Genomic DNA, 12,856 nt, shown 5'->3' with positions numbered 1-12,856 from the left:
GATAAGGAATACCTGTTATGGAAACCCGTGTCACCAAGGCTGTCTTCCCCGTAGCCGGTCTCGGCACCCGCTTCTTGCCCGCTACCAAGGCCAGCCCCAAGGAAATGCTGCCGGTGGTCGACAAGCCCCTGATCCAGTACGCGGTGGAAGAAGCGATGGCCGCCGGCATCACCGAAATGATCTTCGTGACCGGGCGCTCCAAGCGCGCCATCGAGGACCATTTCGACAAGGCCTACGAGCTCGAGGCCGAGCTGGAAGCCAAGAACAAGCAGGCGCTGCTGTCGCTGGTGCGCTCGATCAAGCCGTCGCACGTGGAATTCTTCTACGTGCGCCAGCCCGAGGCGCTCGGGCTCGGCCACGCCGTGCTGTGCGCCGAAAAGCTGGTCGGCGACGCACCGTTCGCGGTCATGCTGGCCGACGACCTGCTCGACGGCGACCCGCCCGTGATGAAGCAGATGACGGACCTGTACGGCCACTACAACTGCTCCGTGCTGGGCGTGGAAGAAATCGCGCCCGAGCAGAGCCGCTCCTACGGCGTGGTCGACGGCCGCGAATGGGACGAAGGCGTGATCAAGGTCTCGGGCATCGTCGAAAAGCCCGCGCCCGAGGATGCCCCTTCCAACCTCGGCGTGGTCGGCCGCTACATCCTGACGCCGCGCATCTTCGACCACATCCGCAGCCTCAAGCCGGGCGCCGGCGGCGAGTACCAGCTCACCGACGCGATCGGCTCGCTGCTCGGCCAGGAACAGGTGCTGGCCTACCGCTACAAGGGCGTGCGCTACGACTGCGGCAGCAAGCTCGGCTACCTCAAGGCCACCGTGGAGTTCGCGCTCAAGCACCCGGAGGTGATGGACGAATTCGGTACTTACCTGCGTACGCGGGGGTGATTGTTGTAGGTGGTTTTGCTGGATAAGGGAAGCCCTGCAGGGTGGCCGGTTTTTTGGCTGCTTTGCGGGGCTTTTTTTTGTTTTTTGGTTTGCTGGGTGAAGGGTGAGGTTAGGCTGTTTGGTTTTGGGGGCTTTGACTTCAAGGGCTTTAACTTCAAAGGCTTAAAGTCAACATCAAAGTCAAAGGCTTTCGCTCCCCCGGAGCGACCTACTTTCTTTTCCCCGAAAAGAAAGTAGGCAAAGAAAGCGGGCTGCCTGGCCGGCAGGGGCAGAAACGTTGGGATTTCTCTTGTTGGTGGTTTCGTCGTGGGGCCTGTAGTTCTGCCGGGATTCTGCCGTTACCGGTTCGGCTGGCCACGATCTAGCTGGCGGCAGTGGTTTCGGGGTCAGACCTATGATGGCGAGCGCACTGCTGGTTCGGGCATCTGCCGTTACCGGTGCTGGCGGTCACGGCGTAGCACCGCCACTGGTTTCGTGGTGGGCGTGGTGGACCCAGCGCGGGTGTGTGAGGTTTCGATCAGCGTTGAGCGCTCTCGTGTCAGCATCTCTCAAGCGGGTACGTTTCAAGCCGGGGCCACCGCGCCCACCACGAATCCAGTACCGATCGAGACATCGCACCCATCCGCCCCGGTCGCGGCAGCAGCCCGAAGGGCCTGGGCCTACGCCATCATGCAGCGCCACCACGAATCGAACACCACCCGAGAGAACGTGGCCACCAAAACCGGTACCGGCAGAATCCCGGCAGAACTACAGACCCCACCACGAAACCAGAAACACTAGAAACCCCAACGTTTCTGCCCCTGCCGGCCAGGCAGTCCGCTTTCTTGGCTTACTTTCTTTTCGGACAAAAGAAAGTAAGTCGCTCCGGAGGAGCGAAAGCCTTTGACTTTGATGTTGACTTTAAGCCTTTGATTTTGAAGTTAAGCCTTTGACTTTAAAGCCCCCCCAAACCCAAATCCCTCACCGCCTCCGCATATAAAAAACAAACACCTTATCCACCTCCTGATGCGACAGCAACTCATTGCCCGTCTGCTTGGCGAACGCCTGAAAATCACGCGTCGCCCCCGGATCGGTGGCCAGCACCTTGAGCACATCGCCGCTGGCCATGTCGGCCAGCGCCTTCTTGGTACGCAGGATCGGCAGCGGGCAGTTCAGGCCCCGCGCGTCCACTTCTTTCTGGAACTCCATTCCGCTCTTCCTTGGTTCTGGGTATTTATGGCCTGTATTGTAGCGAAGCGCCGGTCAGGTCGAACGCATCGCGGCGGCGCGGATCGGGGATGTCCTCGCCGGTGTTGCGGTCGAAGAAGCGCACCGGGTAGCCGCGCGAGGCCAGCCAGTCGGCCACCGCGAAGCCGGTGCCGGCGGACCAGATGCGCATGTCGCCGGGCGCGACCAGCTTGTAGTCGGCCAGTTCTTCCGACAGCGAGACGGTGCCGCTGGCCTGCACGTGGTAGGCGATGATCAGCTCGTTCTTGCGCATGAACTCGTACACGCCGATCAGCGACACCGCGTGCGCGTCCAGGTTGGTCTCCTCCTTGAGCTCGCGCGCCACGCCCTGCTCGGGCGTTTCGTCGCGTTCGAGGAAACCCGTCACCAGGGCGAACATCTTCTCGGGCCAGGCGGCGTTGCGCGCCAGCAGCAGCTTGCCTTCGTACTCCACCACCGCGGCCAGCACCGGCAGCGGGTTGTTCCAGTGGACGAAGCCGCAGTCGGGCTGGACGCAGGCATCGCGCTCGCGGCCGGAATGCGGCAGCACTTCCAGCGGCGAGCCGCATTGGGGGCAGTATCGGTAGTAGGACATTGTGGAGCTCCTTGTCTTTCGGCCTTGTTGTCTGTCTGCCGGCCCGTCGGCTTGCCACGATGCCGGTGTTGCCGCCTGCTTGCCTGCCGGCGCCGCGCCCGGGACCGCACCCGGGCGCGTTCGGGCGATGCTCAGGCGGCGCAGGCCACGCGCATGTCGGCGGCCAGCGCCTCCACGGTTTCCGGCTGCAGGTCCCACGCGCACATGAAGCGGCAGCCGCCCGCGCCGATAAAGGTGTAGAAGCGCCAGCCCTTGGCGCGCAGCGCCTCGATGGCCGTCAGCGGCAGCTCGGCGAAGACCGCGTTGGACTCGGTCGGGAACATGATGCGCACGCCCGGGATGGTGGCGATGCGCTCGTGCAGCAGCTGCGCCATCGCGTTGGCGTGGCGCGCGTTGGCCAGCCACACGTCGTTCTCCAGCAGGCCCAGCCACGGCGCCGAGATGAAGCGCATCTTGGAGGCCAGCTGGCCGGCCTGCTTGACGCGGTAGGCGAAGTCCTCGGCCAGCTTGCGGTCGAAGAACACCACCGCCTCGCCCACCGGCAGGCCGTTCTTGGTGCCGCCGAAGCACAGCACGTCGACGCCGGCGCGCCAGGTGATCTCGGACGGATGCACGCCCAGCGAGGCCACTGCGTTGGCGAAGCGCGCGCCGTCCATGTGCACGCGCAACTGGCGGCGCTTGGCGATGGCGGCGATGGCGCGCACCTCCTCCACCGTGTACACCGTGCCGACCTCGGTCGACTGCGTCAGCGACACCACCTTGGGCTTGGGATAGTGGATGTCGGAGCGGCGCGTGACCAGCGCCTCCACCGCGTCCGGCGTGAGCTTGCCGTTGGGGCCCGGCGCGGTCAGCAGCTTGGAGCCGTTGGAGAAGAATTCCGGGCCGCCGCATTCGTCGGTCTCGATGTGCGCCAGCTCGTGGCAAATCACCGAGTGGTAGGACTGGCACAGCGCCGACAGCGCCAGCGAGTTCGCCGCGGTGCCGTTGAAGACGAAGAAGACTTCGCAATCGGTCTGGAACAGGTCGCGGATGCGGTCGCAGACCTTCTGGGTCCAGGAGTCGTCGCCATAGGCCTGCTCGTGGCCGCTGCCGTTGGCTTCGAGGAAATACTTGAGCGATTCCGGACAGAAGCCGGCGTAGTTGTCGGAGGCGAAATGCTGCATGAAAGGGGAATCCGTGACGGGTGGAATGCGTGCGGTATCAGCGCGGCGGGCGCCGCGGGGGCCGGCCGGCGCCTACTTCTTGTCGGCCCACAGTTCGCCGCCGGTGGCCCAGTTCTCGCGCTTGACCTCGGTGATGACGATGTCCACCGCCGAGGCCGAGCAGCCCAGCGTTTCGCAGGTGACGCGGGTGACTTCCTCGACCAGCTTGCGCTTTTGCTCGATCGAGCGGCCTTCGAAGAGTTCTACGTGGTAAGTCGGCATGGCGTGGGTTCCTGTGTTCCGGGGGTCTTGATGAGGCCGGGAGCGGCGCGCGGGGGCGCGTCAGTCGCGGTAAGAAGCATCGATTCTATCGAGTTTGCGCAGCAGCGACGGCCATTCCAGCTCGCCTTCCAGCGCGCCGCCGTCGTCGAGCTGCGCGGCGGCATGCGCGGCCACCGCGGGCGCCGGCTGCACGACCTCGCCGCCGGCCTGGGCGGCGATCTGGATCTCGCAGGCCTTGATCAGCGTGGCCATCAGCACGTAGGCCTCGGCCACGGTGCGGCCCACCGTCAGGGTGCCGTGGTTGCGCAGCAGCATGGCCGGCTGCCGGCCGAGCGAAGCGGTCAGGCGAGCGCCCTCGGCCGGCGAGAAGGCCAGTCCCTCGTAGTCGTGGTAGGCCAGCCGGCCGTGGAAGCGCATGGCGTGCTGCGACAGCGCCAGCAGGCCGCGCGCCTGGGCCGACACCGCCACGCCGGCGGTGTTGTGCAGGTGCATCACGCACACCGCGTCGGGCCGCGCCGCGTGCACCGCGCCATGCAGCGCGAAGCCGGTGACGTTGACCGGGTGCGCGCTGGCGCCCACCACCTCGCCGCGGCCGTTGATCTTGACCAGGTCGCTGGCGCGGATCTCGTCGAAGGCGAAGCCGAATGGATTGATCAGGAAGTGGTCCGGCTCGCCCGGCACGGCGGCGGAGATATGCGTGTAGATCAGGTCGTCCCAGCCCTGCAGCGCGCACAGGCGGTAGGCCGCCGCCAGGTCGGCGCGCAGGCGCGCCTCGAGCGGCGTGGCGGGCTGGGTGGCGCCCGCGGCGCGGGCGGGCTGCAAGGCGAATGACATGGGGATCGGCTCCTGCGCCACGCGCGCGACGCGCCCGTGCGGGCGGCGGTGCGGCGCAGCGAAGGCGATACTGTAGCGCAAGCCCGTGGCGCCGTCAGGCGCGGCCCCGCGCGCGGCTAGCGCGCCGGCGCGCGCGCCATCCAGGCGAACATCGCGCCGCCCAGCAGCAGCGCCGCGGCGGCGCAGCACAGCGAGGCGGCAAAGCCGCCGGTGCGCGCCACCAGCGCGGTGGCCAGCGGCGGCCCGACGATCTGGCCCAGCCCGTAGCTGGCCGTCATCAGCCCCATCAGGCGCTGCGCCTGCCCGCCCCACAGCCGCCGGGCCTCGCGCATGGCGAACGCCACCAGCGCGTTGAACGGCAGCCCCGCCAGCAGGCTGCTCAGCGCGAAACCCGCCACCGTGGGCCACGCCACCGCGATCGCCACACCCGCGGCCTGCATGGCGTAGGTGAAGGCCAGCAGCTTGCGGTTGTCGCGCTCGGCGCCCACGCGCGACGCGGCCAGGGCGCCGATCGTCACGCCGGCGCCGAAGATGGGCCAGAACAGGTCGGCCCAGACCGAGCCGGGCATGGCCTGGCGCGCGATCACCGGCAGGAAGGTGGCGGTGATGATGTAGCCGAAGCCGGCCAGGCCGTAGGCCAGCGTCAGCAGCCATGCCGCGCGGTCGAGCCGCGGCATGGCGGCCGTGGCCGCCGCTGCCGCCGTGGCTGAACCGGTGGCGGTGCGCGGCGCGGGCCGGAACACCTGCCAGACCGCCGCGACCAAAGCGGCGCCCAGCACGCCGAAGGCCAGCCAGGCCCAGCCGGCCCGCCAGCCGGCGCCGACCATGCCGAACGCCGACACTCCGGTGAAGACGATGCCGATGCCCGGGCCGCAGAAGATCAGGCCGCCCAGCGGCGCGCGGCCCAGCTCGGCCAGCCGGTGCATGCACCACGCCGTGCCGTAGACCATCACCAGCGCGCTGGCCACGCCGGCGGCGGCGCGCCACAGGCCCCACGCCGCCATGCCGCCGGGCGCGGCCATGCCGAGCGTCAGCAGCACGGTGGCGGCCAGCCCCAGCCGGACCATGCGCGCCGGCTCCGGGCGCATGAACAGGCAGGCCGCGGCGCCGGCGAAATAACCGAGGTAGTTCAGCGTGGCCAGCCAGCCGCCCTCGCCCAGCGTGACGCTGCCGTCATGCAGCATCATCGGCAGCAGCGGCGTGAAGGCAAAGCGGCCGATGCCCATCGCCACGCCCAGCGCGGCCAGCCCGGCCAGCGCCACGGTCCAGGTGCCGGGCTGCGCGCGCGCGGGCGCCAGCGCGGCGTCGAGCGGGTGGTCGGCGCTGCCCATCAGCCGGCGCCTCGCGGGGAGCGGAAGACGAGGCGAAAGCCGGGCGCGCGGGCGCCGCGGGTCGGGAATGTGGAATCCATCGCCGCATGCTACGCTGCCGGGACGCCGCTGAAAAATGAATAATCGAGAACACAACAATCTTCCGGCGAGATGGAAGATGGCGTGGACCGGCGGCGCTGGCCGGCAAGGCACGCGGCACGCCGGCGGCAACCCTGGCAAAGGCATCGCAATGGACCTGGCATCCCTGGAAATCTTCCGCTCCGTGGTCGAGGAAGGCGGCGTCACGCGCGCCGCGGCGCGCCTGCACCGCGTGCAGTCCAACGTCACCACCCGCATCCGCCAGCTCGAGGACTCGCTCGGCGTGGCGCTGTTCCTGCGCGACGGCAAGCGCATGGTGCTGACGCCGGCCGGGCAGACCCTGTTCGACTACGCGCGGCGCGTGCTGGACCTGGCCGAGGAAGCGCGCCAGGCCGTGCTGCCCGCCAAGCCGCAGGGACGCCTGCGCATCGCCTCGATGGAAAGCACGGCGGCCAGCCGCCTGCCCGCGCTGCTGGCCGCGTACCACCAGACCTGGCCCGAGGTGCAGCTCGAGCTGGTGACGCTGCCCACGCGCCAGGCGCTGCAGGCGCTGGGCCGCTTCGAGGTGGACTGCGCCTTCGTGGCGGAGCCGCTCGACGATCCCGCGCTGGCGTCGCTGCCGGCCTTCCGCGAGGAACTGGTGCTGGTCGCGCGCGAGCACCACCCGCCCATCCGCGGCGCGGCCGACCTGGAAAGCCGCACCATGCTGGCCTTCGAGCCGGGCTGCCATTACCGCATGCGGCTGGAGACCTGGCTGGCCGCCGGCGACAGCCCGCCGCGCCGGGTGCTGGAGCTGGGCTCCTATCACGCCATCATCGCCTGCGCGGCGGCCGGCATCGGCGTGGCCATCGTGCCGCGCTCGGTACTTGCCCTGTACCGCGACCTGCCCCGCATCAGCCTGCATCCGATGGGCGCGGCGGGCAAGGCCGACACCCTGCTGGCCTGGCATCCGGCGATGGCGAACACGGCGCTGACGGCGCTGGCCGAGCGGGTCCGGCTGGCCGCGGCGGCCTGAACGCCACCCGCGGGCCGCCGGCCGGCGCGGACCAGCGCGGTGTTCCCGGCAGGATGTGGCCGTTCGCCTACACTGGAAGTGGCGCCGCGCTTGCACTCACTGTGCCGGCGCCCTTGCCATGATGCGTGCTCCGATGCTCTTGCGATGGCTTGCCGCCGCCAGCCGGCCCGGCCTGGCTGCCGTCTTTGCCACTGTCCTCGCCGCCATCGCCTTTGCTGCCCCGGCGGCTCCGCCGGCAGCGCCGGCCGCGCCGGTCGTGGTGATCCCGCTCAAGGGCGCGGTCGGCCCGGCCAGCGCCAGCTTCATCGTGCGCGGCATGGCGCATGCCCGCGACGGCGGCGCGCAACTGATCGTGCTGGAAATGGACACGCCCGGCGGGCTGGACCTGTCGATGCGCGAGATCATCCAGGCCATCCTGGCCTCGCCGGTGCCGGTGGCCGGCTACGTCTACCCGGGCGGCGCGCGCGCGGCCAGCGCCGGCACCTACATCCTCTACGCCAGCCACATCGCCGCGATGGCGCCGGGCACCAACCTGGGCGCGGCCAGCCCGGTGCAGATCGGCATTGGCGGCCCGGGCAGCCCGGGCGGCGCGCAGAAGCCGGAAGCCACGCCCGCCTCGGCGCCCGCCGGCGCCCCGCCGCAGGACACGATGGAGCGCAAGCAGATGCACGATGCCTCGGCCTACATCCGCGGCCTGGCGCAACTGCGCGGGCGCAATGCCGAATGGGGCGAGCGCGCGGTGCGCGAGGCGGTCAGCCTGTCGGCCAGCGAAGCCGTGGCCCAGCGCGTGGCCGACCTGCTCGCGCCGGACCTGCCGGCGCTGCTGCGCGCGCTCGACGGCCGGCGCGTGCAGGCCGCCGGCGTGGAGCGCGTGCTGCACACCGCGCAGGCGCCGGTGCAGATGCTGGAGCCGGATTGGCGCAGCCGCTTCCTGGCGGTCATCACCGAGCCGAGCGTGGCGCTGATCCTGATGATGATCGGCATCTACGGCCTGATCTTCGAGTTCTCCACGCCGGGCATGGTGCTGCCCGGCGTGGCCGGCGCGATCTGCCTGCTGCTGGCGCTGTTCGCGCTGCAGATGCTGCCGGTCAGCTACGCCGGGCTGGGCCTGATCGCGCTGGGCGTGGGCTGCATGGTGGCGGAGCTGTTCCTGCCCACCTTCGGCGCGCTCGGCGTGGGCGGCATCATCGCCTTCGTGTTCGGCGCGGTGATGCTGATCGACACCGACGTGCCCGGCTTCGGCATCCCGCTGTGGCTGATCGGCGCGCTGGCGCTGGCGAGCGCCGCCTTCCTGCTGGCCGTCTGGACGCTGCTGTGGCGCGCGCGGCGCCTGCCCACCGTCAGCGGCGGCGACGCCATGCTCGGCCTGCCCGGCGTGATGCTGGAGCTGCGCGACGGCGCGCGCCAGGACGGCTGGGCCGAGGTGCGCGGCGAGCGCTGGCGCGTGCACGGCGCGCTGCCGCTCGCGCCCGGCCAGCGCGTGCGCGTGATCGGGCGCCACGGGCTGCTGCTGGAAGTGCGCGCGCTCGATGCCGCCGAGGATGCGGCCGAAGGTCCCGTCCAAGATGCGGCCAACGCGCCGGTCACCATCCACCCATCCACTCGAGGAGCATGATCATGGCATTCGGATTCAGCGCGGGCGGTCTGGTCTTCCTCATCGCCCTGCTCATCGTCTCGTCGATCCGCGTGCTGCGCGAATACGAGCGCGGCGTAGTGTTCATGCTCGGGCGCTTCTGGAAGGTGAAAGGCCCCGGGCTGGTGATCCTGATCCCGGCCGTGCAGCAGATGGTGCGCGTGGACCTGCGCACGGTGGTGATGGACGTGCCGCCGCAGGACGTGATCTCGCGCGACAACGTCTCGGTCAAGGTCAACGCGGTGGTGTACTTCCGCGTGATCGACCCCGAGCGCGCCATCATCCAGGTGGCCAACTTCCTCGAGGCCACCAGCCAGCTCGCGCAGACCACGCTGCGCTCGGTGCTGGGCAAGCACGAGCTTGACGAGATGCTGGCCGAGCGCGAGCAGCTCAACATCGACATCCAGAAAGCGCTCGACGCCCAGACCGACAGCTGGGGCATCAAGGTCTCGAACGTGGAGATCAAGCACGTCGACCTCAACGAGACCATGATCCGCGCCATCGCGCGCCAGGCCGAGGCCGAGCGCGAGCGGCGCGCCAAGGTGATCCACGCCGAGGGCGAGCTGCAGGCCTCGGTCAAGCTGCTCGAAGCCGCGCAGATGCTGGCGCGCGAGCCGCAGGCGATGCAGTTGCGCTACCTGCAGACGCTCACGCAGATCGCCGGCGACAAGAGCTCGACCATCGTGTTTCCGCTGCCAATCGACATCCTGACGCTGATGGGCAAACTCAGCCGGGAAACGTAGCAAGGGACATGAAAAAAGGCGCCGAAGCGCCTTTGGGGAACTGCCCGAAGCAATGAACGGAGCCGACGGTTTTTTCCGGCACGGCGGCATTCGCAAGCTCCCGCCCTCTCCCCCGGCCCCTCTCCCGCAAGCGGGAGAGGGGAGCGAGCCGATCGGACGATCAGCGCCTTTGGAACCTCAGACCTTCGCCGCCACCCACTCGCCCACGCCGGCCAGCGCCTTGGGCAGGTTGGCCGGCTCGGTGCCGCCGGCCTGCGCCATGTCGGGACGGCCGCCGCCCTTGCCGCCGACCTGCTGGGCGACGAAGTTGACCAGTTCGCCGGCCTTGACGCGGCCGGTCGCGTCCGCCGTCACGCCGGCGATCAGGCTGACCTTGCCGTCGGCCACGGCGCCCAGCACGATGGCCGCGCTGCCGAGCTTGTCCTTGAGCTTGTCCATCGTCTCGCGCAGCGTCTTGACGTCGGCGCCGTCGAGCTGGGCGGCCAGCACCTTGATGCCCTTGACGTCGATGGCCTGCGCGGCCAGCTCGTCGCCCTGCGAGGCGGCCAGCTTGCTCTTGAGGCGCTCGAGTTCCTTCTCCAGCGCGCGCACCTGCTCCTGCACCTGGCCGATGCGCGGCACCAGCTCGGACGGCTGGGCCTTGAGCGCGGCGGCGGCTTCGTTGAGCTTGGCGTCGAGCGCCTGCAGGTAGTGCAGCGCGTTGTCGCCGGTGATGGCTTCGACGCGGCGGATGCCGGCGGCCACGCCGCCTTCCATCACGATCTTGAACAGGCCGATGTCGCCGGTGCGCGCCACATGGGTGCCGCCGCACAGCTCCTTCGAGCTGCCGATCGACAACACGCGCACGTCGTCGGCGTACTTCTCGCCGAACAGCGCCATCGCGCCGCTCTTGACGGCATCGTCGAACGGCATGACCTCGGCGCCGGTGGCGGCGTTCTGCAGGATCTCGGCGTTGACGATCTCCTCGACGCGGCGGATCTGCTCGTCGCTCATCGGCGCGTTGTGCGAGAAGTCGAAGCGGGTCTTGTCGGCATCCACCAGCGAGCCCTTCTGCTGCACGTGGGTGCCCAGCACCTCGCGCAGCGCCTTGTGCATCAGGTGGGTGGCCGAGTGGTTGCGCATGGTGCGCGCGCGGCGCGCCGCGTCGACCTGCGCGCTCACGCTGTCGCCGACCTTGAGCGCGCCGCCGGCCAGCGTGCCCTGGTGGCCGAACACGTCGGCCTGCACCTTGGTGGTGTCGGCCACGCTGAACACGGCCGCGCCGGCGCGCAGTTCGCCCTGGTCGCCGGCCTGGCCGCCGGACTCGGCGTAGAACGGGGTGTTGTCGAGCACCACCACGCCGGTCTGGCCGGGCTGCATGGTGTCGACGGCGGCGCCGTCCACGTACAGCGCGGTGATCTTCGCGCCGTCCACGCCCAGCTTCTCGTAGCCGTGGAAGGTGGTCTTGTCGCCGTGGTATTCGAGGCCGGCGGCCATCTTGAACTTGCCGGCGGCGCGGGCCTGCTCGCGCTGGCGGTTCATGGCCGCGTCGAAGGCGGCTTCGTCCACCGTCAGTTCCTGCTCGCGGCACACGTCCTGCGTCAGGTCGAGCGGGAAGCCGAAGGTGTCGTGCAGCTTGAACGCGAGTTCGCCGTCGAGCACGGTGCCGCCCTTGGCCTTCACGTCGGCCAGCGCGGCGTCGAGGATGGCCATGCCGTTCTCGATGGTCTCGAAGAAGCGCTCTTCCTCAGCCTTGAGCACCTCGGTCACGCGCGACTCGGCATCGGCCAGCTCGGGGTAGGCCTGGCCCATCTGCGCCACCAGGTCCGGCACCAGCTTGTGGAAGAACGGGGTCTTGCGGCCCAGCTTGTAGCCGTGGCGGATGGCGCGGCGCACGATGCGGCGCAGCACGTAGCCGCGGCCTTCGTTGCCGGGGATCACGCCGTCGACGATCAGGAACGAGCAGGCGCGGATGTGGTCGGCGATGACCTTGAGCGAGTTGTTGTTCAGGTCGCTGGTGCCGGTCTCGCGCGCGGCGGCCTTGATGAGCGCCTGGAACAGGTCGATCTCATAGTTGCTGTGCACGTGCTGCAGCACCGCGGCGATGCGCTCCAGGCCCATGCCGGTGTCGACGCAGGGCTTGGGCAGGCGCGGCATGTTGCCCTGCTCGTCGCGGTTGAACTGCATGAACACCAGGTTCCAGATCTCGATGTAGCGGTCGCCGTCTTCCTCGGGCGATCCCGGCGGGCCGCCCCACACTTCCGGGCCGTGGTCGTAGAAGATTTCCGAGCACGGGCCGCACGGGCCGGTGTCGGCCATCTGCCAGAAGTTGTCCGAGGCGTAGCGCGCGCCCTTGTTGTCGCCGATGCGCACGATGCGCTCGGCCGGCACGCCCACTTCCCTGGACCAGATGTCGTAGGCTTCGTCGTCTTCCGCGTACACCGTGACCCACAGCTTCTCGGCCGGCAGGTGGTAGACCTTGGTCAGCAGCTCCCACGCGTACTGGATGGCTTCACGCTTGAAATAGTCGCCGAACGAGAAGTTGCCGAGCATCTCGAAGAACGTGTGGTGGCGCGCGGTGTAGCCCACGTTCTCCAGGTCGTTGTGCTTGCCGCCGGCGCGCACCGAGCGCTGCGACGACGTGGCGCGCGTGTACGGGCGCTTGTCGGTGCCGAGGAACACGTCCTTGAACTGCACCATGCCGGAGTTGGTGAACAGCAGCGTCGGATCGTTCCCCGGCACCAGGCTGGACGAGCGGACCACGGTATGGCCCTTCGATTCGAAGTACTGCAGGAACTTGCTGCGGATGTCGGAGACTTTCATGTTCTGGGCAGGGCGTCCCGCGGCGTGGCAGGTCGCTGTCGGTCAGTGTGGATTTGCAAACCATTGATTATACGGGGAAGCCTGCCCCCGCGGCGCGGCGCCGGGGCTTTCGCGGAGCGGGCGGCCCCGGGCGCGGCGCGGCGCGCCGCGATGTGCCTCCGGCGGCGTGCCGGTGGTAAAGTGCTGGCTGTCCCGGCCGGCCGCCCCGGGGCCGGCTGCCCGCCGCTCCCGGTTGCCCCGAGATTGCCCTCGAACGCCGCCCCCGCTGCCCGCGGGAACCCGGCGGCGGGGGCCGCCCGGCCTTCTCC

General features: G+C 69.4%; 11 protein-coding genes. 4 read left to right on the top strand and 7 right to left on the bottom strand.

All coding sequences use genetic code 11. From position 1 onward, the window contains the following. Positions 1-17: 17 nt before the first annotated feature. Positions 18-887, top strand: a complete 870-nt coding sequence (gene galU / locus KF708C_RS06990; protein ID WP_059411296.1) for a UTP--glucose-1-phosphate uridylyltransferase GalU — start codon at positions 18-20, stop codon at positions 885-887. A gap of 960 nt (positions 888-1,847) precedes the next feature. On the opposite strand, the gene KF708C_RS06985 is transcribed toward galU, so the two are convergent. The 6 genes from KF708C_RS06985 to KF708C_RS06960 form a co-directional block, all read right to left on the bottom strand. Further along, positions 1,848-2,075: a sulfurtransferase TusA family protein gene (locus KF708C_RS06985; RefSeq protein WP_011297045.1), complete on the bottom strand. Its 228-nt coding sequence runs from the start codon at positions 2,073-2,075 to the stop codon at positions 1,848-1,850. A 25-nt stretch (positions 2,076-2,100) separates the two neighbouring features. Continuing rightward, positions 2,101-2,688, bottom strand: coding sequence for an NUDIX hydrolase (locus tag KF708C_RS06980; RefSeq protein WP_020206525.1), 588 nt, complete (start codon positions 2,686-2,688; stop codon positions 2,101-2,103). A 131-nt stretch (positions 2,689-2,819) separates the two neighbouring features. Continuing rightward, positions 2,820-3,851, bottom strand: coding sequence for a threonine aldolase family protein (locus KF708C_RS06975; RefSeq protein WP_020206524.1), 1,032 nt, complete (start codon positions 3,849-3,851; stop codon positions 2,820-2,822). 72 nt (positions 3,852-3,923) lie between these two features. Then, a complete protein-coding gene (locus KF708C_RS06970) occupies positions 3,924-4,112 on the bottom strand; it encodes a 4-oxalocrotonate tautomerase (RefSeq protein WP_020206523.1) in 189 nt (62 codons plus the stop codon). Positions 4,113-4,172: 60 nt separating this feature from the next. Next, positions 4,173-4,946, bottom strand: a complete 774-nt coding sequence (locus tag KF708C_RS06965) for a class II aldolase/adducin family protein (protein WP_059411381.1) — start codon at positions 4,944-4,946, stop codon at positions 4,173-4,175. Between the two features lie 116 nt (positions 4,947-5,062). Beyond that, on the bottom strand, positions 5,063-6,277 hold the full coding sequence (locus tag KF708C_RS06960; protein ID WP_059411295.1) for a YbfB/YjiJ family MFS transporter: 1,215 nt from the start codon (positions 6,275-6,277) through the stop codon (positions 5,063-5,065). 229 nt (positions 6,278-6,506) lie between these two features. Between KF708C_RS06960 and KF708C_RS06955 the strand changes: the two genes are divergently transcribed. The 3 genes from KF708C_RS06955 to KF708C_RS06945 all read left to right on the top strand — a co-directional run bounded on the left by KF708C_RS06955 (position 6,507) and on the right by KF708C_RS06945 (position 9,746). Further along, complete coding sequence (locus KF708C_RS06955) at positions 6,507-7,370, top strand: LysR substrate-binding domain-containing protein (RefSeq protein ID WP_020206520.1); 864 nt, start codon at positions 6,507-6,509, stop codon at positions 7,368-7,370. 133 nt (positions 7,371-7,503) lie between these two features. Further along, positions 7,504-8,985 carry an NfeD family protein gene (locus KF708C_RS06950; RefSeq protein WP_059411294.1) on the top strand — a complete coding sequence of 494 codons (1,482 nt, stop codon included), beginning with the start codon at positions 7,504-7,506 and terminating at the stop codon, positions 8,983-8,985. Positions 8,986-8,987: 2 nt separating this feature from the next. Further along, positions 8,988-9,746, top strand: a complete 759-nt coding sequence (locus KF708C_RS06945; protein WP_029044354.1) for a slipin family protein — start codon at positions 8,988-8,990, stop codon at positions 9,744-9,746. Between the two features lie 177 nt (positions 9,747-9,923). Here the strand turns inward: KF708C_RS06945 and alaS are convergent, their stop codons facing one another. Beyond that, positions 9,924-12,548: an alanine--tRNA ligase gene (alaS, locus tag KF708C_RS06940; protein WP_059411293.1), complete on the bottom strand. Its 2,625-nt coding sequence runs from the start codon at positions 12,546-12,548 to the stop codon at positions 9,924-9,926. Positions 12,549-12,856: the final 308 nt, after the last annotated feature.

This window comes from Cupriavidus basilensis, assembly GCF_000876015.1.
GTDB lineage: Bacteria > Pseudomonadota > Gammaproteobacteria > Burkholderiales > Burkholderiaceae > Cupriavidus > Cupriavidus basilensis_B.
Note: the sequence above shows the minus strand (reverse complement) of the source record. Positions and strands in the feature narration are given on the sequence as shown.

Bases quoted from the DNA above. Each gene is read 5' to 3' on its own strand.
- galU (WP_059411296.1), top strand. From the start codon at position 18: ATGGAAACCCGTGTCACCAAGGCTGTCTTCCCCGTAGCCGGTCTCGGC.
- KF708C_RS06985 (WP_011297045.1), bottom strand. From the start codon at position 2,075: ATGGAGTTCCAGAAAGAAGTGGACGCGCGGGGCCTGAACTGCCCGCTG.
- KF708C_RS06980 (WP_020206525.1), bottom strand. From the start codon at position 2,688: ATGTCCTACTACCGATACTGCCCCCAATGCGGCTCGCCGCTGGAAGTG.
- KF708C_RS06975 (WP_020206524.1), bottom strand. From the start codon at position 3,851: ATGCAGCATTTCGCCTCCGACAACTACGCCGGCTTCTGTCCGGAATCG.
- KF708C_RS06970 (WP_020206523.1), bottom strand. From the start codon at position 4,112: ATGCCGACTTACCACGTAGAACTCTTCGAAGGCCGCTCGATCGAGCAA.
- KF708C_RS06965 (WP_059411381.1), bottom strand. From the start codon at position 4,946: ATGTCATTCGCCTTGCAGCCCGCCCGCGCCGCGGGCGCCACCCAGCCC.
- KF708C_RS06960 (WP_059411295.1), bottom strand. From the start codon at position 6,277: ATGGGCAGCGCCGACCACCCGCTCGACGCCGCGCTGGCGCCCGCGCGC.
- KF708C_RS06955 (WP_020206520.1), top strand. From the start codon at position 6,507: ATGGACCTGGCATCCCTGGAAATCTTCCGCTCCGTGGTCGAGGAAGGC.
- KF708C_RS06950 (WP_059411294.1), top strand. From the start codon at position 7,504: ATGCTCTTGCGATGGCTTGCCGCCGCCAGCCGGCCCGGCCTGGCTGCC.
- KF708C_RS06945 (WP_029044354.1), top strand. From the start codon at position 8,988: ATGGCATTCGGATTCAGCGCGGGCGGTCTGGTCTTCCTCATCGCCCTG.
- alaS (WP_059411293.1), bottom strand. From the start codon at position 12,548: ATGAAAGTCTCCGACATCCGCAGCAAGTTCCTGCAGTACTTCGAATCG.